Genomic DNA, 22,922 nt, shown 5'->3' with positions numbered 1-22,922 from the left:
TCTCCTGGCCCCTGCGGCCTCAGCGTTCGAGGACCAGGGCGAGGCCCTGGCCGACTCCGATGCACAGTGTCGCCACGCCGACTCCGCTGCCGCGGCGGGCCAGTTGATGGGCCACGGTGCCGGCCAGACGTGCACCGGAGGCGCCGAGCGGATGGCCGAGCGCGATCGCGCCGCCCTGAGGGTTCAGGATCGCCGGGTCGAACTCGGGCCACTCGGCCACGCACCCGAGCACCTGAGCGGCGAAGGCCTCGTTCAGTTCAAGGGTGTTGAGATCGGCGAAGGACTTGCCCGCCTTGGCCAGCGCCCGCTCCACGGCCGGGACCGGCGCGAGCCCGAAGTACTGCGGGTCGACGGCGGCCACACCGGTCGCCGAGATCCGCGCGAGCGGCTCGCGTCCGGTGGCCCGCAGCCCTTCCTCGTCGGTGAGCAGCAGCGCCGCCGCACCGTCGTTGAGCGGCGAGGCGTTGCCCGCGGTGACCGTCCCGCCGTCCTTGCGGAACGACGGCTTCAGCTTCGCCATCGCCTCGATCGACGCGTTCTCCCGTACGCACTCGTCACGGCCGTACGCGACCGGCTCGCCCTTGCGCTGCGGCACCGGCACGGGTGCGACCTCGGCGTCGAACAGGCCGTTCTTCCAGGCCGCCGCGGCCTTCTCGTGCGAGGCGAGCGCGAACGCGTCCTGCTGGTCCCGGCTGATCCGGTGCTTGTCCGCGATCAGCTCCGCGGACTCGCCCAGCGGAATGGTCCACTCGGGAGCCATCCGCGGGTTCACCATGCGCCAGCCCAGCGTGGTGGAGAACATCTCGGTGTGCCCGGCGGGGAAGGCGCGGTCGCTCTTCGGCAGGACATACGGGGCGCGGGTCATCGACTCGACGCCGCCCGCGAGAGCGATCGACGCGTCGCCGAGGGCGATGGCGCGTGCGGCCTGGATCACGGCCTCGAGACCCGAGGCGCACAGCCGGTTGACCGTCACGCCGGGCACCGACGTCGGCAGACCCGCGAGCAGCCCGGCCATCCGGGCCACGTTGCGGTTCTCCTCGCCGGCGCCGTTGGCGTTGCCGAAGTACACGTCGTCGATACGGGACGGGTCCAACTCGGGGGAGCGGCCGATCAGTTCCCGTACCGCGTGCGCGGCCAGATCGTCGGGCCGTACGCTCGCGAGCGCCCCGTTGTAGCGGCCGATCGGCGTCCGGACGGCGTCCACGATGTACACATCGCGCGTGTTCATGCCTTGCTCCCCACAGTGTCAGCGATGGCTAGCGGGGCACCGGTCGCGGCAACCACCTCGGCCACGGAAACCCCCGGCGCAGTCTCCACCAGGAGCAGCCCGTCCGGTACTACGTCGAGTACCCCGAGATCGGTGATGATCCGGTCGACGCAGCCGCGGCCGGTCAGCGGGAGCGAGCACTCGTCCACGATCTTCGGGGTGCCGTCCTTGGCGGTGTGCGTCATCACGACGATCACCCGGCGGGCCCCGTGCACCAGATCCATCGCCCCGCCGATCCCGGTGACCAGCTTCCCGGGCACCGCCCAGTTGGCGAGGTCCCCGCGGGCCGAGACCTGCATCGCCCCGAGCACCGCGGCGTCGATATGCCCGCCGCGGATCATGCCGAAGGACAGCGCGGAGTCGAAGAACGAGGCGCCCGGCAGGACGGTGACGGTCTCCTTGCCGGCGTTGATGAGATCCGGATCGACCTCGTCTTCGAGGGGGTACGGGCCGGTCCCGAGGATCCCGTTCTCGGACTCCAGGATCACCTCGACGCCCGGCGGCAGGTGGTTGGGGATCAGTGTCGGCAGCCCGATGCCGAGGTTCACATAGCTGCCGTCCTCGAGTTCGTGTGCGGCACGCGCCGCGATCTGTTCCCGTGACCAGCTCATCGCGTCTCCTCGGCCTGCGCGGGCACGGTGACCGTGCGCTGCTCGATGCCCTTGTCGGCGGCCTGTTCCGGGGTGAGGGCGAGCACCCGCTGCACGAAGATCCCGGGCAGATGCACGTGATCGGGATCGATCTCGCCGGGCTCGACCAGCTCCTCGACCTCGGCGATGGTGATCCGGCCGGCCATCGCTGCCAGGGGGTTGAAGTTGCGGCTCGACTTGTTGAAGACGAGGTTCCCGTGCCGGTCGCCCCGGGCCGCGCGCACCAGCGCGAAGTCGGTGCGGATGCCGCGCTCCAGGACGTACTCGACGCCGTCGAACTCCCGTACCTCCTTGGGTGGGGAGGCGAGGGCGACACCGCCCTCCCCGTCGTAGCGCCAGGGCAGTCCGCCGTCGGCGACCTGGGTGCCCACACCGGCCGGGGTGTAGAAGGCGGGGATGCCGGCGCCGCCCGCCCGCAGCCGCTCGGCCAGCGTGCCCTGCGGGATCAGCTCGAGTTCCAGCTCGCCGCCGAGGTACTGGCGGGCGAACTCCTTGTTCCCGCCGATGTAGGACCCCGTGACCCGGGCGATCCGTCCCGCGGACAGCAGCACCGCGAGTCCTGAGTCCATCGCGCCGCAGTTGTTGGAGACGACGCCGAGTTCGCCGACCCCGCGCTCGTACAGCGCTTGGATCAACACGTTCGGCACACCGCTCAGTCCGAAGCCGCCGACGGCGAATGTGGCTCCGTCGGTCGCGTCGGCCACTGCCTCCCGGGCGGTGGCGACCACCTTGTCCATGACGAGAACCCTCCTGCCGGCCGCCTGTCCCAGCGGCGGTTCCGACCGAATTACTCAGTGCACTGACTAATATCTTCTGGGCGGTCATGCTGGCACTGGAGGTGGATGGCGTCAAGAAGTCCATGAAAAGACAGGTCGATTGATGGGCCGACGCTGCCCCTGAGTGTGCTGCGCGTGAGTATTGTTCAGTGCACCAACGAACAACCGTCGGGAGTTGACTGATGGCGGCCGTGGATCTGACCACCCACCCGGGGCATCTGGCCCGCCGGCTCCAGCAGGCTCACTACCTGCTGTGGACCACGATGGTCTCGGAGGAGATCACCTCCCCTCAGTACGGGGTCCTCAACGCGCTGATGGCCGAACCGGGCCTCGATCAGCGCACGGTGGGGGAGCGGGTGGGTCTGGACCGCTCCACCGTCGCCGAAGTGGTCAGCCGGCTCGGTAGGCGCGGACTGATCGAGAAGGTGCGTGACGCAGAGGACGGCCGTCGCTATCTGCTCCGCCTCACCGGCGAGGGTGCCACCGTGCACCGCAAGCTCACGATCCGCACCGCCCGCATGAACCACGTCTTCCTCTCGCCGCTGTCGGACGCGGAACAGTCGGTGTTCCTCGACATGCTGCGGCGCGTCTCGGATGCGGCGGAAGAACTGCGCAGCCCGGAACGGGCGGCAGTGCGGGCCTGACGCCGGGCGGCCGTTCGGCGCTGACGCTGCCCGGCTCGTCGGTACCCGCCAAGGGCCCGCGGGAATTACTTGGCTAGCCACATGGTTTCTGTTACGTTGAATATGTGGCCAGCCACGTATGTGGCGGCGGAGAGGCTGTGAGTCATCGTGAAGGCAATTGTTTTCGACCAGTTCGGCGGCCCTGAAGTACTGCACGAAGCGGATGTCGAGGTGCCGAGCCCCGGCGCCGGGCAGGTCCGGGTCCGCGTGAAGGCTGCCGGGGTGAACGCCCTGGACGGCAAGAAGCGGTCCGGAATGCTGGAGGCGATCTACCCGACGGCCTTCCCCGCCGTTCCGGGCGGCGAGCTGGCCGGTGTGGTGGACGCGCTGGGGGAGGGTGTGACCGACGTGCAGGTCGGCGACGAGATCCTCGGCTGGTCGGACACCGGCTCCTACGCCGAGTACGCCCTTGCCACCCTCGTGGCCCCCAAGCCCGCCGGCCTGGCGTGGCAGGGCGCGGCCGCGCTGCCGGTGGCCAGTGAGACGGCCGAGCGGGTCCTGAATCTGCTCGGTGTCGCCGCCGGAGAAACCGTGTTGATGCACGGCGCCTCCGGTGCGGTCGGCACCCTCGCGGTGCAGTTCGCCACGGCGCGCGGGGCGCGCGTGATCGCCACCGCGGGCCCCGCCAACCAGGACTACCTCACCTCGCTCGGCGCCACCGCGACCGTGTACGGCGAGGGCCTGGTCGAGCGGGTGCGAGCGCTGGCCCCCGAAGGCGTGGACGCGGTGTTCGATCTGGCAGGCAAGGGCGCCCTCGAAGACTCCATCGCCCTGCGGGGCGGCACCGAACGCATCGTCACCATCGCCGACTTCCGCGCACCCCAGCTCGGCATCACCTTCTCCCAAGGTCCCCCGCAGTCCTCGCGCGCAAGCCTGGCCGCCGTGGCCCAGGACGCCGCGGCCGGCAAGCTCACCACCACCGTCACCGCCTATCCGCTCGCCCAGGCGGCCAAGGCCCAGCAGGTCAGCGACGCCGGGCACGTGCGGGGCAAACTCGTCCTGACCGTCGGCTGAGTACACCCGCCCCCTTTTCAAGTTGAGCGGTGGCCGGCCGGTCACCGCCGTATCGAAGGACCCTTCATGCTGAACTCCCTGTGGACGCCGACCACCCTCGGCGGAATGTCCCTGCCCCACCGTCTGGTCATGGCCCCGATGACCCGTGACCGCTCCACGCCGGAAGGCGTGCCGACGGAGCTGAACGCCGAGTACTACGCACAGCGCGCCTCGCACGCGCTGATCATCACCGAGGGCACCCAGCCGTCGGCCGATGGTCAGGGCTACCTGCTCACCCCCGGGATCTACGACGAGGCGCAGATCGCCGGGTGGCGGAAGGTCACCGACGCCGTGCACGCGGCCGGCGGCCGGGTCGTCATCCAGCTGATGCACGTCGGACGGATCTCCCACCCGGACAACACCCCGCACGGCCGGCAGCCGGTCGCACCCTCCGCGATCCGCCCGGCGGGCCAGATGTTCACCGCGGCCGGACCTCAGGAGATGCCCGAGCCGCGTGCCCTGTCGACGCAGGAAGTCGCGGCGACCGTCCAGGACTTCAGGCGCGCCGCGGCCGCCGCCGTCGCGGCGGGCGCGGACGGTGTGGAGATCCACGGTGCCAACGGCTATCTGGTGCACCAGTTCCTGTCCGACCACACCAACCGGCGCTCCGACGGCTACGGGGGCTCGATCGAGGGCCGTATCCGCTTCGCCGTAGAGGTCGCCGCCGCGGTGGCCGACGAGATCGACCCGGAGCGCACCGGTTTCCGCATCTCTCCCGGCAACACGTACAACGACATGGCCGAGTCCGACACCGCCGAGCTGTACACCGCGCTCCTGGAGGCGCTGCGCCCGCTGGACCTGGCCTATCTGCACGTGTTGCACCTGGGGGACGAGGCCCACCTGGACACCGTGCGCGCACAGTGGCCGGGCACACTGATCCTGAACCGTGCCGGGGCCGATGTACCCACCCGCGCCAAGGACGTCGACAATGGCACGGCGGATCTGGTCTCCGTCGGCGCCCTCGCGCTCGCGAACCCGGACCTGGTCGAACGGCTCCGCGCCGGCGCGGAGCTGAACACGCCGGACCCGGCTACCTTCTACGGCGGCGGGGTGGCCGGCTACACGGACTACCCCACGTACACCGGATGACGAACTGAAGGACCCGCCCCGATGCCCGACCTGCCCGACATCCCCTCGACGGCCCGCGGCGGTCCGATGAGCTACGCGATTTTCCAGCTCGCCCGCGCCCACCGGGCTCGCGCCGCCGTCCTGCTGAGGGAGATGGACCTGCATCCCGGACAGGAACTGCTGGTGATGCAGCTGTTGGACCGGGACGGCCAGAGCCAGTCCGAGCTCCTCGAATGTGTCGGCCTCGACCACTCCACCGTCTCCAAGTCCCTGCGCCGGATGCAGGACGCAGGCCTCCTTGTCCGTGAGCCGGCCGCACACGACCGGCGGGTGATGGTCGTGCACCTCACCGACAAGGGGCGCGCCCTGCGCGAACCGATCGCGGCCCTGTGGCAGACCCTGGAGGAGTCCTCCGCGCGGGATCTGTCGGCGCGGCAGACGGAGGACTTTGTGCGTACGGCCCGCACCATCACCGAGGCGATTGCCGGCGGGGCGCCGCAGCCCGATTGACGCCGGATGCGGCCCCACCAGGCGGGCGGATCGGGCTCTACGTCTGAACTCAGGCGACCGGAATCCGCGCGAACCGTCCGGCGATGTGCAGCTCCGCCTCGATCCGCTCCGCCGTCTCCCGCAGCAGCGGCAGTACGTCGGTGCGGCACTGGGCGACCGTGCGCCGAGAGCTGTGCACCGCCACGTTCACCGCGGCCACCGTGCGGCCCGCTCCGTCGCGTACCGGTACCGCGATGGAGCGGAGCCCTTCCTCCAACTCCTCGTCCACCAGGGCGTAACCACGGTGCGCGGCCTCGTCGAGCACCTCGCCCAGCCGGGCCCGGTCGGTGACGGTGCGCGGGGTGAGCGCCTCGGGCGTGATCCGCTCCAGGCGTGCGGTGCGCTCGCCTTGGGGGAGATCCGCCAGGAGCACCCGCCCCATAGAGGTCGCATACGCGGGGAATCGCGTCCCCAGCGTGATGTTGACGCTCATGATGCGGCTGGTCGCGATGCGCGCCACGTACTGGATGTCCTCGCCCGCGAACACCGCGAGCGAGGCCGAATCGTGCACCTGCTTGGCGAGCGTGGCCAGATGGGGCTGGGCGATCTCGGGCAGCGAGGTGCGCGACAGGAGCGGGAAGCCGAGCCCGAGGACCCGGGGCGTCAGGCGGAACGTGCGCTCGTGCGACGTCACGTATCCCAGGTGCTCCAGGGTGATCAGTGCCCTGCGCGCGGTGGCCCGCGCGAGGCCGGTGGCCTCGGCGACCGCGCTGAGCGTCGGTTCGGGCCGCGTCCGGCCGAAGGCGGTCAGGACGGTCAGTCCGCGCGCGAGCGACTCGATGAACTCCCGGCCCAGCTCCTGCTTGGACGCACCCGTCCAGGCCGCGAGCGCCGCCGGCCGTGGCGGCCCGTCCGCAGGGGCCGCGGTGCGGAGTTCGCTCTCCATCGCGGCCACGGCCTTCCGCAGCCGCGGCAGCATCTCCTTGCGCAGGGAACGCGCGCTGTGCCGGCTGGTGTGGCTCACCACGCTCACCACACAGGCCGGGACGCCTGCCGCATCCCGTACGGGCATGGCGAGCGCGACGAGGCCGGGCTCGATCAGCTGATCGTCCAGCGCGTACCCGTTCTTCCGGGCGCTCTGCGTGGCGCGTACGAACTCCTCATCGCCCACCGGTACTTCACGTGACGGGAGCGCGGTGAAGCCGCCGTCGCCCGGATCGGACGCCCGGCGAGCCCGCCACCGCGCCCAGTCCGCCGCGGACCAGTCGGCGGCGAACAGCGGTCCTGGCGCGGTGCGTTCCGCGGGCACCAGATCGCCGATGCGGAAGCTCAGCGACATCGCCCGCCGACGGGTCGCCTGGTGGATGAAACGGATCCCGTCCTCGTCGCGCACCGCGAGCGACACCGACTCGTCGAGCTCGTCGGCCAGCCGGTCGGCGAACGTGCCGAGCAGGGCGGGCAGTTGCAGTGCCCCCAGATATGCGTTGCCCAGTTCCATCAGGCGCGGGGCGAGCGTGACGGTGCGCCCGTCGAGCCGTACGTACGCCATGCGCGCGAGGGTCGCCGCGATCCGGTCCACCGTCGACCGTGCCAGACCGGTCGCACGCTCGAGGTCGCTCAGGGTGAGCGGGCCGTGGGCGTCGGTCAGCGCCCGCAGTACGGCGATCCCGCGGATCAAGGGTGTGACGGCTTCCGCGGGCGGGGCTGTGGTGAGGGATGGCACGGGCGCTCCTGGCCTGTCTCGCGGATCTCGTCTGTCACGTCTGTCTCGCGTATTGCGCAAGGTCGCCAAGGCCGTTGACATGCCGCAACGAGGCGCGCAGACTCAGGCCGACGCTTGAGTGAAAGAACCTTCACTATACGAACAACTGGGGCGGCGGTCCACCGCCCGGCATCAAGCGGGACCGCTCTCGAAGACGAGGAGACGCTGTGCACACCACCGTCGGCATCATCGGCGGCGGCCCTTCCGGCCTGCTGCTCGCCCGTCTGCTGCACCAGGCGGGCATCGCCAGTGTCGTCCTGGAGAGCCGGGAGCGCGCCTATGTCGAGCAGCGCCAACGGGCCGGGATCCTCGAACAGTCGACGGTCGATGCGCTGCGCGCCTGCGGTGCGGGCAAACGCCTCGACGCCGAGGGTCTCGTGCACGACGGCATCGAGCTGCGCTTCGCCGGCCGCGGTCACCGCGTGGACTTCCCGGGGCTGACCGGCGGACGGCGCGTCACGGTGTACGCGCAGACCGAGGTGGTCAAGGACCTCATAGCCCTGCAGCTCGCCGAAGGCGGTCCGCTGCACTTCGAGTCCGAGGTGCACACCGTCGAAGGCATCGACGGCGAACGCCCCGTCATCCGCTACACCCACGAGGGCCGCGAACAGACCCTCACCTGCGACTACGTGGTGGGCTGCGACGGCTTCCACGGAGTGTCACGGCACGCGGTCCCGGACGGGGCGGCCATCACGTACGAACGCGTCTATCCGTACTCCTGGCTCGGCATCCTGGCCGACGCGGCGCCGGACTACGACGAGTTGATCTATGCGCACTCGGACCGGGGCTTCGCCCTGGCTAGCATGCGCTCGCCGCAGGTCAGCAGGCTGTATCTCCAGGTGCCCAACGGAACGGACCCCGCGAGCTGGTCCGACGAGCGCATCTGGGACGAGCTCGACCACCGCTTCGCACGCGGCACCCCGCTGGTCCGCGGTCCCGTCACGCAGAAGTCGGTGCTGCCGATGCGCAGTTCGGTCACCGAGCCGATGCGCTTCGGCCGGCTGTTCCTGGCGGGCGACGCCGCCCATATCGTGCCGCCGACCGGCGCCAAGGGCCTCAACCTCGCCGCGGCCGACGTCGTGGTCCTCGCCCGCGCCCTCGCCCACCGGCACGCCACGGGCTCGCCCGAACTGCTCGACGCCTACTCGGACACGTGCCTGCGCCGGGTCTGGCGGGCCGAGCACTTCTCGTACTTCATGACGACGACGCTGCACACCGACCCCGACCAGTCGCCCTTCGAGACGCGGCTGCAGCTCTCCCAGCTGGAACGGATCGCGTCCTCGCCGCACGCGGAGGCGGAACTGGCGGAGAACTACTGCGGGTTGGCGCTCTGACAGCTAATGGCCCCGCCCTCTCGATCCTTCCGATCGAGAGGGCGGGGCCATTCGCTGCGTTCAGGCCCTTGACGGTTCGGCGACGGCCGGTGCCGCGGTGCGTGCACCACCGCGACCGATCCGTATGGCCAGCGGTACGAGGGCGATCGCTGCCGCGCCGAGCAGGCCGGCCAGGGCGAAGGCGGTGAAGCCCCAGCTCTGGTTGCCGTTCTGGGCGAGCGCGCCCACCAGCCACGGCCCGACCACGGCGCCGGTGCGGCCCACGCCCGTCACCAGGCCCAGGCCCGCGGCGCGTTCACTGTCCCGGTAGACGCTGTTCGTCGCCGCGTACACCATGACCTGGGCGCTGAAGAGCCAGATCCCGGTGATCGCGACCACGACGTAGGTGACACCCAGCGGCAGCTCGGACTTGAGCAGCAGGGCGCCGGCGGCGGTCAGTACGAACCAGATCGCCGACACGCGCACCGCGCCGAAGCGGTCCGCGGTCCGGCCGGCGATCAGCATGCCCACAATGCCGCCCGCGTTGATCACCATCAGGAAGCTGACCGAGGAGTTCAGGCCGTAGCCGTTCGCCCGCATCATCGTCGGCAGCCAGGTGCTCACCCCGTACACGAGGAGCAGACCGCAGAACGAGGCCAGCCAGAGCAGCGGCGTCGCCCACCGCGACTCGGGACGGAACAGGGCGCCGATCGCGGCGATCCGCCCCTTCGCCCCCGCCGCGGGCGCCTCGACCTCGGTGGGACGCGGCAGCCCGAAGCGGTCGGCGACCTGCTCGGCCTCGGCCCGTCGGCCGCGTGCCAGGAGCACACCCGGCGACTCGGGCAGGTACTTGAGCAGCAGCGGTACGGCGATGAACGCGGGCAGCACCCCGGCCCAGAACACCCAGCGCCAGCCGAACTCCGGGGCCACGCCGAGGCCGAGGCCCGTGGCCGCCATGCCGCCCGCGTGATACGAGGTCATCAGGAGGCCGGTCATCAGTGCGGCCCGCCGCGGCGGAGCGAACTCGAGGACCATCGCCAGACACAGCGGCATGAGGCCGCCGAGCCCGAGCCCCGCCACGAACCGTCCGGCGCCGAAGACACCGGCGCTTCCGGCGAGCGCGCACAAGGCGCAGCCGAGCGAGAACAGCGTGACGCTGGCGACCAGCATCGGGCGGCGGCCCAGCCAGTCGGTCACATTGCCGGCGGTGAGCGCGCCGATCAGCATGCCGAAGGTGGTCCAGCTGCCGATCGTGCCCGCGGTGCCCGGCGTCAGACCGAGTCCGGGGTCGTCGAGCATGTGCGGCATGACGGCGCCGTAGATGTTGACGTCCATACCGTCGAAGAACACGGCCAGCCAGCACAGCGCCAGAACGGGGAACACCGTCCGGAACGTGTGCGGGGCACGGGCCGCAGGGGCGGAGTGTGCGGAAGAGGTCATATCGGTCCCTGGGGCGAGCTCAGCACGCCGGAAATCCGGCGTTGTTCGTGTGGTGAAGAACTGTTCACATCTCGCGAGGGGATGAGTTTGAGGTCGGCGCCGGAGGCTGTCAATGAGTGCGGAGCCTTCGATTCCACCGGCCGTGCTTGCCCCGCCCGGGGACGGATGCTGGGATAGGCGCCGTGACAGCAGCCCGACAGGACCAGGCGACCGCGGCGGTGGAGGCGGTCTTCCGTATCGAGTCCGCGCGCATCATCGCGGTGGTGACCCGGGTCGTGCGCGATGTCGGCATAGCGGAGGAACTCGCGCAGGACGCCCTGATCAGCGCCCTGGAGCAGTGGCCTCGCGACGGCGTCCCCGACAACCCGGCCGCGTGGCTGATGACGGCCGCGCGGCGCAAGGCCATCGATCTCGTACGCCGCAAGGAGACCTACGCCCGCAAGCTCGCCGAGGTCGGCCGCACCCTTCAGGACGTACCGCCGCCGGAACCGTCCGACCCCGACGACATCGACGACGATCTGCTGCGCCTGATCTTCACGGCCTGCCACCCCGTGCTCTCGGCGAAGGCCCGTATCGCCCTGACGTTGCGGCTGCTCGGCGGTCTGACCACCGACGAGATCGCCCGCGCGCTGCTGACCACCGAACCGACTGTCGCCCAGCGCATCGTGCGCGCCAAACGCGCCCTGGCCAAGGCCGATGTCCCCTTCGAGGTGCCGGGGGCCGCCGAGCGGCCGGCCCGTCTCGCCTCGGTCCTCGAGGTCATCTACCTGATCTTCAACGAGGGCTACAGCGCCACGGCCGGCGAGGACCTGCTGCGGCCCGCACTGTGCGAGGACGCGCTCCGGCTCGCCCGGGTGCTCGCCGCGCTGATGCCGGGCGAGCCCGAAGCGCACGGGCTCGCCGCCCTGTTGGAGTTCCAGGCCTCCCGGCTGCCGGCACGTACCGGGCCGGACGGGGAGCCGGTGCTGCTCGCCGATCAGAACCGCACCAAGTGGAACCGGATGCTGATGCACCGTGGCGTCGACGCGCTGCAGCGCGCCGGTACCGGCCCGTACTCCGTGCAGGCCGCGATCGCCATGTGCCATGCGCAGGCGCTGCGTTACGAGGACACGGACTGGAAGGCGATCGCCGCCCTGTACGGGCGGCTCGCCCAGCTCACCCCGTCGGCGGTGGTCGAGCTCAACCGGGCCGTCGCCGTATCGATGGCCGAGGGCCCCGAGCAGGGGCTGAAACTGGTGGATGCGCTCGCGGACGAAGCCGCTCTCAAGGACTACCACTTCCTGCCGAGCGTGCGCGGCGATCTCCTGGAGCGCCTCGGTCGGCACGAGGAGGCCCGCGCCGAGTTCGCCCGGGCGGCGTCGCTGACACGCAACGCCCGGGAACGGGAGCTGCTCCTGTCACGGGCCCGGGACCTGGAAGCCTGAGCGCGCGTACGTGGCCGGTGCGGTCCCGGTCACGAGCCGGGTTGCGCAGGAAAGTCGAGGCTGGTGCCGTACGAAACCGGACAGCGGCCGCGACTTATAGTTGCCGCGTGCGCGCCCCCGAAGGTGCGGCAGTGCCCCCAGCCCGCCCCGAGAAGGAGGCGCCGTGACGGACTTCGACGCGATCGACGCGCTTCTGGCCTCGGTCCAGGAAGAGACCGCCCTGCCCCCGGTCGCCGAACGCAGACGGCTGCGCGAGGCGCTCGGCCTTTCCCGTACGCAGGTGGCGGCCGTGCTCGGGGTGTCCGCGTCGACCGTCGGCGGGTGGGAGAGTGGGCGCGAGCCGAGTGGGGAGATCCGCGCCAAGTACGGGTACTTCCTTGAGGGCGCGCTGGCCAAGGTGGGGGCTGAGGAGGTCACCCCAGGTACGGGAGATGAGGCTGAGGCGCCCGTGGTTGAGGCGTCGGTGGCTGAGGAGCCGGCGCCGCCCGTGGAGGAGGTCGCCGGGGGAGCGCCCCTTGCCGCTCCCGCGCCCTGCGTCCTGTGCGGAGCCCCCGCCGTGCACCAAGTCGAGGGGTTCCCGCAGCACTTGGACGCCGCCGACTGTCAGGCCGCCACCCCCGCCGCGACGGCACCGCGCGAGCAGGCGCCGCCTGCCGCAGCCGTGGAGCCGACCGCACCGGCCCCCACAAAACTCGTTCCCGCCGGCCGCCGCGCCAAGGAGGCCGACTCCCCGGACCTGATCGCGCGGGCCGTCGAAGCCGCCCTCGCCGCCCACGGCGGAGACGTGGAAAATGCCACGGCCGCGCTGGTCAAGCGCGCGATCCCGGACGCGATGGCGCTGCTCGACGAGACTCGCAAGGGCGCCCGGTACCAGGTCATCGCGCACCCGCCGATGCCCGACATCCTGCGCCGCAAGAGCGCCAAGGGCCCGGACGAGATCTGGGAGGCGCGCCCGAACTGGACCCGTCCCGAACTCCCGGCGGGCCGCCACGAAGTGACCGCCCTCGACGTCAACGGCGCCTATCTCTCCGCCCTCAAGACCCATCTGCCGATCGGCGCGCTCGAACACTCCACGGGCAACGTCCACGACCGCCGCCGTGCCGGCGTCCACCTGATCACGCCGCCCGCCTGGGACCTGGAGCACCTGCTGCCCAACCCGCTCGGCAACCGCGAGGAGTCCGGGGAGTTCTGGGTCACCGAGCCGACGCTGCGCCTGCTCCTGCGGCTCTCCTCGGATCCGTACGGACTGTGCGAGCCGCCGGTGATCCACGAGTCCTGGACCTCGGGTGCCACCGAGGGGCTCCTGGAGAAGTTCCGTATCGCCCTCAAGGACGCCCGTGACCGTGCCATCGCCGAGGACGACACGGTCACGCTCGAGTACGTGAAGGCGATGTACTCCAAGTTCGTCTCCACGATGGGGGAGTCCAACTACAACCGGGAGCTGTACCGCAGCGACTGGATGCACCTCATCCGCTCGCAGGCCTTCGCCAACCTCTGGATGAAGGCGTACAAGTGCTTCGACGAAGGCCTCGTCGTCGTCCGCGCGATGGGCACCGACGAACTCCATGTCTCCGGTGACTGGCGCCAGATTTTCACGGAGGGCCGGGCCGTCACCGAGGTGAAGGTCAAGGACGTCTACACGCTCGGCGACGACGAACCGGATCCGCCCGCGGACGCCTAGGTCGGGACCAAAGGGGGCCGCTGGGATGGAACCCCCGCCTTCGATGAGGACCGCTACAAGAAGCGCAACGCCGTCGAACGGACGATCAACCGCCTGAAGCCCCCTCGCGATCTGGCGCCGCACATGAACTTCTACGCGACCCGGCAGTAGACGCTCTGGTTCTGGCGCCGGGCGCTGCTGACGAGAGCAGCCAGATCACCCACGATCGCTTCGGCGATCTCAGTGTCGATGACCTCGCCCTCCTCCGCACGCAGCTGAGTCCACGAGGAGGCGACGTCGCTCAACCTGGAGTGCGTGGCATCCGCGAGCGCAGTGGACAGGCGAAGCGAGATCGCCAAGACGACGCCTCCGCCGTTGTCCTGGGCGGCGACGATGCGAGGCTCACCGGCCTCGACGAGTTCCTCGAAACTGCCGCCGGCCAGAAGGCATTCCCAGTCGACTACGGCCACTACGGGATCGAAGTTGCCGAAGAGGAGGGACTCGAATGCCCGCCCCGGCCCGGTCTGGAGGGCCAGGCTCGCTGACGTGTCGTCCGGCGCGACGAAGAACTCCACGATGATGCTCACCCGGACATCATGGCCGACAGCCCACAACCGTGATCGGCCGGACAAGTCCTGGGTCCTGCCCCGTGTACGCCCGGGGAGTGGCCGGGATCATGCCGGGCCGTTCGGCAAATGCCTCGACACCGGTCGTCATGATCGGCGAGGCTTCGCGCGATGACCAGGATCGATGACACCCCGCCCGCGTGGGACGAGCGCACGCAGCTCACCACGTTTCTCGACTACGCACGTGACACCGCCCGCACCAAATGCGAGGGCGTCTCGGCGGAGAACGCCCGCAAGGCGCTGCTGCCGGGCTCGCCGCTGATGACCATGTGCGGAGTGATCAACCACCTCCGCTGGGTCGAGTACTACTGGTTCCAGGTGGTCTTCCTGGGCGAGGAAGACCATGCCCCCATAACCGACGAGGACCCCGACGGCGAGATGCGGATCGCCGTCGACTTCCCGCTGCCGCAGTTGCTCGACGAGTACGCCGAACAGAGCGCCCGCTACCGCAAGCTGGTCGCCGAGAACGATCTGGGTAAGCGAGCCGTGGGAACCATCCGCAACGGCCTCCACGTCGACCTGCGCTGGATCCTCCTCCACCTCACCGAGGAGACGGCCCGCCACAACGGCCACCTGGACATCCTGCGCGAGATGCTCGACGGCTCGACCGGCGGCTAGAAGCCGTCAGCGAGGGGGCGCCGAACCGCCCCCGGCGAAGGCCCCGTTGACGAAGGCGTGCTTCGCGAAGCGTTCTCCGATACGGAGGTGAGTTGCCGCGTCGGGGTGCAGTTGGTCGGGCAGCGGGAGCTCCGCGGAGTCGGTCTCGCCGTACAGGTCGAGGCCGTCGAGGTGGTGGAGATGAGGGTCGTCGGCCGCGCGCTGGGCCACGATGCGGGCTAGTTCGTCGCGGATGACCTTCAAGGTGAGCTTGCCGGCGGCGGCTTCCGCCGGATCGCCGGTGGCCTGGAAGGACAGCTTCCCCGTCGCGAAGGCTTCGAGGTCGAAGGTGCCGGGTCCCGGGGTCTCCTCGTGGATCGCGCAGTAGATCGGGGAGATGACCAGGAGCGGCGCCGTCGGGTGGCCTTCGCGGATCGTGTCCAGGAAGCCGTGCACGGCCGGGCCGAAGGCCCGCATCCGCATCAGGTCCAGGTTGACGAGATTGATGCCGATCTTGACGCTGATCACGTCCGCAGGGGTGTCCCGCATCGCCCGCGCGGTGAACGGGTCGAGCAGGGCGCTGCCGGCGAACCCGAGATTGACCAGGTCCACGCCTGCGAGCCTGGCGGCCACGGCGGGCCAGGTCGTGCTCGGGCTCGCCGCATCGGAGCCGTGGCTGATCGAACTGCCGTGGTGCAGCCAGACCTTGCGACCCTCGGCCGGCAGCGGCTGCACGGGAGCGTCGGTGCGCAGTGCGACCAGCTCGGTGGTCTCGTTGTGCGGCAGCCACAGCTCCACGACCTTGTCGCGGTCGGGCAGCCCGGCGAAACGGAGCGTGCCCGGGGCGCCCGCGGTGTGCTCGACCGATCCGCTCGCCATGTCGATGGTCAGGATGTTGCCGCCGCCCACGCTTGCCTGCCCGGCGAGTTCACCGTCGACGAGCAGGTCGTAGACCCCGTCGGGGCGCGCCGGGGCACCCGCGTACACGCGCTTGGTGGGCACGGTGTCCAGCTCCAGCGCGGTGGCGCGGGTGCGCAGAGCGATCCGTACGCCCGAGGGCTGCGACTCGGCCATCGCGAGCTGTCCGTCGGTGCATTGCGCACGGGCGCGGGCGGGCAGCCGGTGCGGCAGGACGCCCTGTGCGGTGGGTTCGAGTTCCAGGGCCCCGCGCACGATGGCCGTGGTCAGCGGGGTGGTGATCCAGTCGTTCATGGTGCCCTCAGGCCTCTCGGTCATCACGTTCGGGTTCCACCCGGGCATCACGTGCGGGCTCGGCCGGCCAGTTGCGCAGCAGGGCGTCGAGGGCGTCCACGATCCGCGCCCACGTCACCGACGAATCCGGTGCGCTATGGCTGAAGCCGCCGCTCAGTTCGAGGCTCACATAGCCGTGGAACGTGCCGCCCAGGAGCCGTACGGCATGGGTCTGCTCGGGTTCCGGCAGGTCGTATCCGCGCAGGATCGCCCGGGTCATCTGGGAGTGCCGCACGCCGGCACTCGCTGCTGCCGTCTCGGGGCTGAGGCGCAGCTGGGAGGCCGCATAGCGGCCCGGATGCCGGCGCGCGTAATCCCGGTAGACGTTCGCGAAGGCGGCGAGGGCGTCCTTGCCCGAGCGTCCCGCGAGCGCGTCCGCCGCGGCGTCGGCCATCTCCTCCAGGGCCAGCAGGGCGATACGGGTCTTGAGGTCGTGTGAGCTCTTCACATGCGAGTACAGGCTCGCGACCTTCACATCGAAGTGCCGTGCCAGCGCCGACACGGTCACCTGCTCGAAGCCGACCTCGTCGGCGAGCTCCGCGCCGGCCTGTGTCAGCCGCTGTGGTGTCAGCCCTGCACGTGCCATCCGTCGGCCTCCTCGCCTGGTCCTGCCGTGAAGCTCTGGTGCATTGTCCTGTGGCTATTATGCATTTGCCTAAAGCCTTTAGGCAAATTACGATCGCCGTTATGAAGCCGCTGACCGAACAAGAGATCCGAGCCGCCTTCGTGAACTGCTCGAAGGGCGAGGCCAAACGCCTCAACATGCCGCGTGACCTGGCAGAACGCCCCTGGGACGACCTCGACTACCTCGGCTGGCGCGACCCGCAGGCACCCGACCGCGCCTACCTCGTCACCGAGATCGACGGCCGGCCGCAGGCCGTGGTGCTGCGCGGCGCCCCGCGCATAGCCGGGCACGCACACCGCAGCATGTGCTCGATCTGTCTCACCACCAAGGACGGCGGCGTGTCCCTGATGGTCGCCCCCCGGGCGGGCAAGGCGGGCAAGCAGGGCGACTCGGTGGGCGTCTACGTGTGCACCGATCTCGACTGCTCGCTCTACACCCGCGGCATCAAGCGGGTCGAAGGCGTCCTCAAGATGACCGAGACCCTCACCGTCGACGAGAAGATCGCCCGTACGGTCGCCAATGTCGAAGCCTTCCTGGCGAAGGTCACGCACTGACCTGGCGCGGACGTTGACGCGCTGTCCCGGCGGACCTGCCGACGCGCTTTAAACTCGCCGGATGGCAACGTACTTCGACGTCCACCCCGACAACCCGCAGCGCCGCACCATCTCCACGGTGGCCGACAGCATCCGCGGGGGCGCGCTCATCGCGTATCCGACCGACTCCTGCTACGCGCTGGGCTGCCAGCTCGGCAACCGCGACGGCATCGGCCGGATCCGCACCATCCGCCAGCTCGACGACCGGCACCACTTCACGCTCGTCTGCCAGGACTTCGCGCAGCTGGGCCAGTTCGTGCACATCGACAACGATGTGTTCCGTGCCATCAAGGCGGCCACGCCCGGCAGTTACACCTTCATCCTGCCCGCCAGCAAGGAGGTGCCGCGCCAGCTGATGCACCCGAAGAAGAAGACCGTCGGTGTACGCATCCCCGACCATGTCGTCACCCAGGCCCTGCTCCAGGAGCTCGGTGAACCGCTCCTGTCCAGCACGCTGCTGCTGCCCGGCGAGGGCGAACCCCTCACCCAGGGCTGGGAGATCAAGGAACGCCTCGACCATGTCGTCGACGCCGTCCTCGACTCGGGCGACTGCGGTACCGAGCCCACCACGGTGATCGACTTCTCCGACGGCGACGTCGAGATCATCCGGCGCGGGGCGGGCGACACCTCCCGCTTCGAGTAGGAGCCGGTGCCCGGCAGGCTCGCGCCGCCCGGCTGATGTGTCAGCGGGGCGGCGTCGGGCCCCCAGGCCCGACCCGGCGTGACCGCCGGAGCTGCGGGTGACGTGATCTGGCCAATCGGATGCCTGGCCGTGCGCGGTGCGCCGTCCCGCCACACGATGGCAGTCAGACGGCCGACCGGAACACCTGGAGCGCGTCATGGCAGCAGGCTGGGACCCGCGAACACCCATGGAACCCGTACACGAAGGCGAGTGGCTGCCCGTCTTCGACCTGCACGCGGACGGACGGCAGCGCCGCTGGACAGTACTGCTGCGGTGGCTGCTGTTGGTGCCGCAGTTCATCGTGACCGCCCTGCTGTCCTTCGCAGCGTTCTTCGTCACCATCGCCGGATGGTTCGCGGCCCTGGTCCTGGGGCGGCTGCCCGACTCGATCTACTCCTTCCTGGCCTCGGTCCTGGCCTACCGGACCCGGGTCGGCGCGAGCGCCCTGCTGCTGGTGGACCGCTATCCGCCGTTCTCGTTCACGGCCCCCGACTACCCCGTACAGATCGAGGTGCGCCCCACCGAGCTGAACCGGCTCGCCGTGCTGTTCCGGCTGATCCTGGGGATTCCCGCGGCCATCGTCATCGCCCTTCTCCAGTACGGCTGGGCGGCGCTCAGCTGGATCTTCTGGCTCCTCGGCATCATCCTGGGACGGCTGCCGGCCCCCGTCTTCACCGCCACCGCGGCCATGGCCCGCTACCAGCTGCGCACCTCCGCCTACTTCTCGCTGCTCACGCCCGCGTATCCCAAGCACCTGTTCGGTGACACCCCCGGTACGGGGGAGGAAGCGCGGTCGGTGACCCGGCCGCTGCTGCTCGACACCGGCGCCAAGGTCCTCCTCGTGCTCTTCCTGATCCTCGGTCTGGCCGGCCACGTCACGCAGAACACCCTGGTCACCTACGACGGAGACGAATCGACCACGTCGAGCTCGCCCTGAATGCATGCCGTCATGAATCGGGGCACGCCTGCCGCCGTCCCTGTCCACCCGCCGACGGTCATGTCCGAATGTGACAGACAGCCGTCATTGCCGCCATCGCGGCCGCGGGCGAGGATGGGGACATGCCCCTCAAGCACCGAGTCGTCATCGCGGTCTTCCCCGATGTCGACCTCCTCGACGTCACGGGACCGGCCGAGGTCTTCTCGCTCGCGAATCGCGTGAGCGAAGGCCGCGCCGGTTACGAGGTCCGCCTCGCCGGGCCCGCCGCGGGAGAGGTGACCACCTCGGCAGGTGTACGGGTCGTCGCCGATCTCGGCTTCGACGAGGTGGAAGGGCAGGTCGACACCCTGCTCGTACCGGGAGCGGTCGACCTCACCGACGAGGGGCCCGTGGCCCGTATCGACCCGGACATCGTGGCCTGGATCGAGAAGACCGCACCGCGATCGCGGCGCGTCGCCTCCGTGTGCGTCGGGGCGCATCTGCTCGCGGCCGCCGGGCTCCTGGACGGCAAGACGGCCACGACCCACTGGACGACCGCCGCCCAGCTGGCCGCCGACCACCCCGCCGTCACGGTCGACCCGGACCCGATCTTCGTCCGTACCGACCGCGGAAGGCTGTGGACGGGCGCCGGGATCAGCGCCTGCCTCGACCTCTCCCTGGCCCTGGTCGCGGAGGATCTCGGCGAGGACGTCGCGCTTGCGGTGGCCCGGCAGCTCGTCATGTACCTCAAGCGGCAGGGCGGACAGAGCCAGTTCTCCGTACCGCTGAGCCGTCCGGCCGCGGCCCGGCGCGACATCGACGAACTGCGGGTGTGGATCGCCGACCACCTCGACCAGGACCTGTCCGCGGAGGTGCTCGCCGACCGGATGTGTCTCAGCGAGCGGCACTTCGCCCGGGTCTTCAAACAGGAGACCGGACAGAGCCCGGCCACCTATGTCGAGTCCGCCCGGGTCGAGACCGCGCGCCGTCTCCTGGAGACGACCGACGACGCACTCGACCGCATCGCCGCGGCGGCCGGACTCGGCTCCGCGGAAACCCTGCACCGCGCGTTCAAACGGCAGTTGGCCACCACACCGGCCGGGTACCGGCGCCGTTTTCGCACCAGTTCCCTCTGACCCACGAGCCCACGTACGACGTGTTCCACCGGCGCACCCGGCGGCTTCGCCCTGCCCGGAACCGCACCCCCGACAGCACCACCCGATGAAAGGCACACCATGACTCAGCCCTCGAAGTCCCTGCGCGAGGTCGTCGGACTCGGCAACGAGCTGCCGAAGCTCGGCGACTCGATCGTCGTGATGATCGACTTCCAGAACACCTACCGCACCGGCGTCATGGCGCTCGAAGGCGCCGAAGAGGCCCTTGCGGCCGGCGCCCGGCTGCTCGAGCGTGCCCGCGCCGCCGGCGCTCCCGTCGTCCACGTCCTCAACGACGGCGGCGAAGGCACCCCGTACGACATCCGCGCCGAGATCGGTGCCATCAGCGACGAGGTCGCCCCGGCCGAGGGCGAGGCCGTGGTGGTCAAGGGCTTCCCGAACTCCTTCCACGAGACGAACCTCGGTGACGTGCTCACCGGCCTCGACGCCGCCCCGGGCAGCGGCAAGAACCTGATCATCGCCGGGTTCATGACCCACATGTGCGTCAACTACACGACCCAGGGCGCCTTCAACCTCGGCTACAGCCCCACCGTCGTCGCGGAGGCCACCGCCACCCGCAACCTCACCGCGCCCGACGGGTCCGTCGTGCCGGCCGCCGCGCTCCAGTCGGCCGCGCTGACCACGATCACCGACCTGTTCGGCACCGTGGCGCCGACGGTGGACGCGCTGCGGGCCTGAGCCGTACGAACGGTGGGGCGGGCCCCGCCCCACCGTTCACCGGGATCAGGCCACCGCGGTTCCTTCCAGCTCCACCAACAGGTCGGGGATCGCCAGCCGCGTGACCCCGAGCATCGTGGTGGCAGGCGCCACCCGTGCCGCCCCCAACCGCGCGGCCAGCACGCCGTAGTGCGCGAAGAGCCGGTCGACGTCGGTGGTGTACACATTGAGCCGGACCAAGTGGGCCAGCGTCATGCCGGCCTCCCCGAGCACCGCCTCCAGGTTGTCCAGGCTCAGCGTCAGCTGCGCCGCCATGTCACCGGCGTGCTCGGGCTTGCCGTCCTCGCTCATCGCGGTCTGTCCCGAGCAGTACAGGGTCCGGGTGTGTCCGGTGACGAGTTCGCCCTGGTTGTACCCCAACTCCCCGGACCACGCCCACGGGTTGACCGCCGTTCGCTCCACGCCCACATCAGCTCCCATCGAGTTCTCCTCCTCGTGCGGTGCCGAGCCTGCCAACCATTCATGACATCCCCTGTCATGTATTTGATTAGGGTTCCGGCATGCGTGCCGACCGGTTGGTGTCCCTGGTGCTGCTGCTGCGGCAGCAAGGACGCATGTCCGCGGCCGCGCTGGCCGAGGAGTTGGAGGTCTCCACGCGCACCGTGCTGCGCGACATCGAGGCACTGTCCGCGGCCGGGGTTCCTGTCTACGCGGAGCGCGGCCGGCACGGCGGATTCGCGTTGCTGCCCGGATTCCGTACCGAGCTCACCGGGCTGAACCCCGACGAAGCCCTCGCCCTCCTGGTCGCCGGATCGCGGCGCGGCGCACAGGCCTTCGGGCTCGGCTCCTCGCTCGCCGCGGCGATGCTCAAGGTGGTCGACGCGCTGCCCGAGAGCTATCGCCACACCGCGGCCGGCGTGGCCGAACGCCTCCTCATCGACCCGGAGACCGACCTGCTCTCCCGCCGGCTCGTCGACGACGAAGTGCCGGACGCCGTGGCGGCCGAGGTGCTGCGCGCCGTGCTCTCCGGCCACCGGCTGCGCATCCGGTACGCGGCCGCCGATCAGGACCCCGCGTGGCGCACCGTCGATCCGATCGGCCTGGTCACCATCCGCGACCGGGGCTACCTGCTGGCCGCGCGATCCGGCGAGGACCGCACGTACCGGCTGTCCCGGATCCTGGCGGCCGAAGCACTCGCCGAGCCCGCCGCCCGGCCGGCCCGGGTCGATCTCGACCGGGCCTGGCAGGAGCGCAGCACGCGGTTCCGCACCGGCGGCGACCAGGTCACCGTGCGGGTACGGGTGGATCCGGCGCGGCGGGAGGAGCTGGTCGGCACCGCCGTCGCCGTCCTCGGCGAAGAGGCCGAAGAGGCCGACGAGGACGGCTGGTTGCGCCTCGACGTGGCCTTCCAGGACGCGAGGCACGCGCAATGGGCGCTGTGGCAGCTCGGCACACAGGCGGAAGCGCTGAGCCCGCAGTGGCTGCGCGACCGTCTGCACGAACGCGCCGCCGCGCTCGCGAGCCGCTACGCGCGCGGACGGGTCTAGCGGCGGATGAGCCCCAGTGCTGCCGCGGTCGCCACGGCGGACGTACGCGAATCGACGTCCAACTTGGCGTAGACGCGGGCCAGATGGGACTTGACCGTGCCCTCGGTGAGGTGGAGCTGCCGGCCGATCGCCTGGTTCGACAAGCCTTCCGCGACCAGGGTGAGGACTTCCGTCTCGCGCCGGGTCAGCGCGGCCGCAGGGGTGCGGAGGCGGTGCATCAGACGGTCCGCGACCGCGGGGGCCAGGATCGTGCGGCCCGCGGCAGCCGTACGTACCGCGGCCGCCAGATCCTCCGGAGGCGCGTCCTTGAGGAGGTAGCCGGTCGCGCCGGCCTCGATCGCGGGCAGGGTGTCGGCATCGGAGTCGTACGTGGTGACGACCAGGACGCGCGGGGCGTCCGGGCGTGCGGTGATCAGCGCGGTGGCCTCGGCGCCTCCCATTCCCTTGCCGAACTGCAGGTCCATCAGGACGACATCGATATCGCCCGCGGCCGCGCGGACGACCGCGTCTTCGGCGGTGGCCGCTTCCGCCACCACGGCGAGTCCGGGCTCGGTCTCCAGGACCGCGCGCAGCCCTGCCCGTACGACGGGGTGGTCGTCGGCGAGGAGCAGACGGATGGGGGTGTCGGTCACGGGCGGACCTCCGGCTCGGTCCGGGCGGGCGGGGTG

At 70.6% G+C, this 22,922-nt stretch carries 24 protein-coding genes and 1 pseudogene; 15 read left to right on the top strand and 10 right to left on the bottom strand.

Annotated features, from left to right (window positions below):
• Positions 1 to 19: 19 nt before the first annotated feature.
• Genes G6045_RS10245 through G6045_RS10235 form a run of 3 tightly spaced genes read right to left on the bottom strand, consistent with a single transcriptional unit; the run spans position 20 to position 2,654 of the window.
• On the bottom strand, positions 20 to 1,228 hold the full coding sequence (locus tag G6045_RS10245) for a thiolase family protein (RefSeq protein WP_165331552.1): 1,209 nt from the start codon (positions 1,226 to 1,228) through the stop codon (positions 20 to 22).
• Entirely contained in the window at positions 1,225 to 1,878 is a 654-nt protein-coding gene (locus tag G6045_RS10240; RefSeq protein ID WP_165331551.1) for a CoA transferase subunit B, read from the bottom strand. The genes G6045_RS10245 and G6045_RS10240 overlap by 4 nt, the downstream gene beginning before the upstream one ends.
• Entirely contained in the window at positions 1,875 to 2,654 is a 780-nt protein-coding gene (locus tag G6045_RS10235; RefSeq protein ID WP_165331550.1) for a CoA transferase subunit A, read from the bottom strand. The genes G6045_RS10240 and G6045_RS10235 overlap by 4 nt, the downstream gene beginning before the upstream one ends.
• Positions 2,655 to 2,875: 221 nt before the next feature.
• Here G6045_RS10235 and G6045_RS10230 point away from each other — a divergent pair, with 221 nt between their 5' ends.
• The 4 genes from G6045_RS10230 to G6045_RS10215 all read left to right on the top strand — a co-directional run bounded on the left by G6045_RS10230 (position 2,876) and on the right by G6045_RS10215 (position 6,007).
• Positions 2,876 to 3,337, top strand: coding sequence for a MarR family winged helix-turn-helix transcriptional regulator (locus G6045_RS10230; RefSeq protein WP_165331549.1), 462 nt, complete (start codon positions 2,876 to 2,878; stop codon positions 3,335 to 3,337).
• Between the two features lie 147 nt (positions 3,338 to 3,484).
• Complete coding sequence (locus G6045_RS10225; RefSeq protein ID WP_165331548.1) at positions 3,485 to 4,390, top strand: NADP-dependent oxidoreductase; 906 nt, start codon at positions 3,485 to 3,487, stop codon at positions 4,388 to 4,390.
• A gap of 66 nt (positions 4,391 to 4,456) precedes the next feature.
• Positions 4,457 to 5,518, top strand: a complete 1,062-nt coding sequence (locus G6045_RS10220; protein ID WP_165331547.1) for an alkene reductase — start codon at positions 4,457 to 4,459, stop codon at positions 5,516 to 5,518.
• Between the two features lie 21 nt (positions 5,519 to 5,539).
• Complete coding sequence (locus G6045_RS10215; RefSeq protein ID WP_165331546.1) at positions 5,540 to 6,007, top strand: MarR family winged helix-turn-helix transcriptional regulator; 468 nt, start codon at positions 5,540 to 5,542, stop codon at positions 6,005 to 6,007.
• A gap of 49 nt (positions 6,008 to 6,056) precedes the next feature.
• Here G6045_RS10215 and G6045_RS10210 read toward each other — a convergent pair whose 3' ends face one another.
• Positions 6,057 to 7,709: an IclR family transcriptional regulator domain-containing protein gene (locus G6045_RS10210; RefSeq protein WP_328707723.1), complete on the bottom strand. Its 1,653-nt coding sequence runs from the start codon at positions 7,707 to 7,709 to the stop codon at positions 6,057 to 6,059.
• 206 nt (positions 7,710 to 7,915) lie between these two features.
• On the opposite strand from G6045_RS10210, the gene G6045_RS10205 reads away from it, so the two are divergent.
• Positions 7,916 to 9,082, top strand: a complete 1,167-nt coding sequence (locus tag G6045_RS10205; RefSeq protein WP_165331544.1) for a 4-hydroxybenzoate 3-monooxygenase — start codon at positions 7,916 to 7,918, stop codon at positions 9,080 to 9,082.
• A gap of 60 nt (positions 9,083 to 9,142) precedes the next feature.
• Here G6045_RS10205 and G6045_RS10200 read toward each other — a convergent pair whose 3' ends face one another.
• Positions 9,143 to 10,501 (bottom strand): MFS transporter, encoded by a 1,359-nt coding sequence (locus G6045_RS10200; protein ID WP_165331543.1) that lies wholly within the window; start codon positions 10,499 to 10,501, stop codon positions 9,143 to 9,145.
• A gap of 182 nt (positions 10,502 to 10,683) precedes the next feature.
• Here G6045_RS10200 and G6045_RS10195 point away from each other — a divergent pair, with 182 nt between their 5' ends.
• From G6045_RS10195 to G6045_RS41365, 3 genes and pseudogenes are all read left to right on the top strand, one after another.
• Positions 10,684 to 11,925 carry an RNA polymerase sigma factor gene (locus G6045_RS10195; RefSeq protein ID WP_165331542.1) on the top strand — a complete coding sequence of 414 codons (1,242 nt, stop codon included), beginning with the start codon at positions 10,684 to 10,686 and terminating at the stop codon, positions 11,923 to 11,925.
• A gap of 163 nt (positions 11,926 to 12,088) precedes the next feature.
• Positions 12,089 to 13,606 carry a helix-turn-helix domain-containing protein gene (locus tag G6045_RS10190; RefSeq protein WP_165331541.1) on the top strand — a complete coding sequence of 506 codons (1,518 nt, stop codon included), beginning with the start codon at positions 12,089 to 12,091 and terminating at the stop codon, positions 13,604 to 13,606.
• 15 nt (positions 13,607 to 13,621) lie between these two features.
• Positions 13,622 to 13,723: pseudogene (locus G6045_RS41365) on the top strand (IS5/IS1182 family transposase); the annotation flags it as partial.
• A 14-nt stretch (positions 13,724 to 13,737) separates the two neighbouring features.
• Here G6045_RS41365 and G6045_RS10185 read toward each other — a convergent pair.
• Positions 13,738 to 14,172: a hypothetical protein gene (locus G6045_RS10185; protein ID WP_165331540.1), complete on the bottom strand. Its 435-nt coding sequence runs from the start codon at positions 14,170 to 14,172 to the stop codon at positions 13,738 to 13,740.
• A gap of 150 nt (positions 14,173 to 14,322) precedes the next feature.
• Between G6045_RS10185 and G6045_RS10180 the strand changes: the two genes are divergently transcribed.
• On the top strand, positions 14,323 to 14,829 hold the full coding sequence (locus G6045_RS10180; RefSeq protein ID WP_165331539.1) for a DinB family protein: 507 nt from the start codon (positions 14,323 to 14,325) through the stop codon (positions 14,827 to 14,829).
• 6 nt (positions 14,830 to 14,835) lie between these two features.
• Here G6045_RS10180 and G6045_RS10175 read toward each other — a convergent pair whose 3' ends face one another.
• Both G6045_RS10175 and G6045_RS10170 read right to left on the bottom strand, forming a co-directional pair.
• Positions 14,836 to 16,044, bottom strand: a complete 1,209-nt coding sequence (locus tag G6045_RS10175; protein WP_408056325.1) for an SGNH/GDSL hydrolase family protein — start codon at positions 16,042 to 16,044, stop codon at positions 14,836 to 14,838.
• Complete coding sequence (locus G6045_RS10170; RefSeq protein WP_165331538.1) at positions 16,028 to 16,645, bottom strand: TetR/AcrR family transcriptional regulator; 618 nt, start codon at positions 16,643 to 16,645, stop codon at positions 16,028 to 16,030. Before G6045_RS10170 ends, G6045_RS10175 begins: the two co-directional genes overlap by 17 nt.
• A 101-nt stretch (positions 16,646 to 16,746) precedes the next feature.
• Here G6045_RS10170 and G6045_RS10165 point away from each other — a divergent pair, with 101 nt between their 5' ends.
• From G6045_RS10165 to G6045_RS10145, 5 genes are all read left to right on the top strand, one after another.
• Complete coding sequence (locus tag G6045_RS10165) at positions 16,747 to 17,238, top strand: FBP domain-containing protein (RefSeq protein ID WP_165331537.1); 492 nt, start codon at positions 16,747 to 16,749, stop codon at positions 17,236 to 17,238.
• A 61-nt stretch (positions 17,239 to 17,299) separates the two neighbouring features.
• Positions 17,300 to 17,920 carry an L-threonylcarbamoyladenylate synthase gene (locus G6045_RS10160; protein WP_165331536.1) on the top strand — a complete coding sequence of 207 codons (621 nt, stop codon included), beginning with the start codon at positions 17,300 to 17,302 and terminating at the stop codon, positions 17,918 to 17,920.
• A gap of 196 nt (positions 17,921 to 18,116) precedes the next feature.
• On the top strand, positions 18,117 to 18,896 hold the full coding sequence (locus tag G6045_RS10155; protein ID WP_235967760.1) for a DUF4389 domain-containing protein: 780 nt from the start codon (positions 18,117 to 18,119) through the stop codon (positions 18,894 to 18,896).
• Positions 18,897 to 19,018: 122 nt separating this feature from the next.
• On the top strand, positions 19,019 to 20,011 hold the full coding sequence (locus G6045_RS10150; protein ID WP_165331535.1) for a GlxA family transcriptional regulator: 993 nt from the start codon (positions 19,019 to 19,021) through the stop codon (positions 20,009 to 20,011).
• A gap of 99 nt (positions 20,012 to 20,110) precedes the next feature.
• Complete coding sequence (locus G6045_RS10145; protein WP_165331534.1) at positions 20,111 to 20,728, top strand: isochorismatase family protein; 618 nt, start codon at positions 20,111 to 20,113, stop codon at positions 20,726 to 20,728.
• A 45-nt stretch (positions 20,729 to 20,773) separates the two neighbouring features.
• On the opposite strand, the gene G6045_RS10140 is transcribed toward G6045_RS10145, so the two are convergent.
• Positions 20,774 to 21,169 carry a RidA family protein gene (locus tag G6045_RS10140; protein WP_165331582.1) on the bottom strand — a complete coding sequence of 132 codons (396 nt, stop codon included), beginning with the start codon at positions 21,167 to 21,169 and terminating at the stop codon, positions 20,774 to 20,776.
• 98 nt (positions 21,170 to 21,267) lie between these two features.
• Between G6045_RS10140 and G6045_RS10135 the strand changes: the two genes are divergently transcribed.
• The gene (locus G6045_RS10135) at positions 21,268 to 22,254 is read left to right on the top strand and encodes a helix-turn-helix transcriptional regulator (RefSeq protein WP_165331533.1); all 987 of its coding nucleotides are present in this window, start codon (positions 21,268 to 21,270) and stop codon (positions 22,252 to 22,254) included.
• On the opposite strand, the gene G6045_RS10130 is transcribed toward G6045_RS10135, so the two are convergent.
• Positions 22,251 to 22,886, bottom strand: coding sequence for a response regulator (locus G6045_RS10130; RefSeq protein WP_165331532.1), 636 nt, complete (start codon positions 22,884 to 22,886; stop codon positions 22,251 to 22,253). The two genes, G6045_RS10135 and G6045_RS10130, sit on opposite strands and share 4 nt — an antisense overlap.
• Positions 22,887 to 22,922 lie beyond the last annotated feature (36 nt).

The organism is Streptomyces mesophilus (genome assembly GCF_011044995.1).
Classification (GTDB): domain Bacteria; phylum Actinomycetota; class Actinomycetes; order Streptomycetales; family Streptomycetaceae; genus Streptomyces; species Streptomyces mesophilus.
Note: the sequence above shows the minus strand (reverse complement) of the source record. Positions and strands in the feature narration are given on the sequence as shown.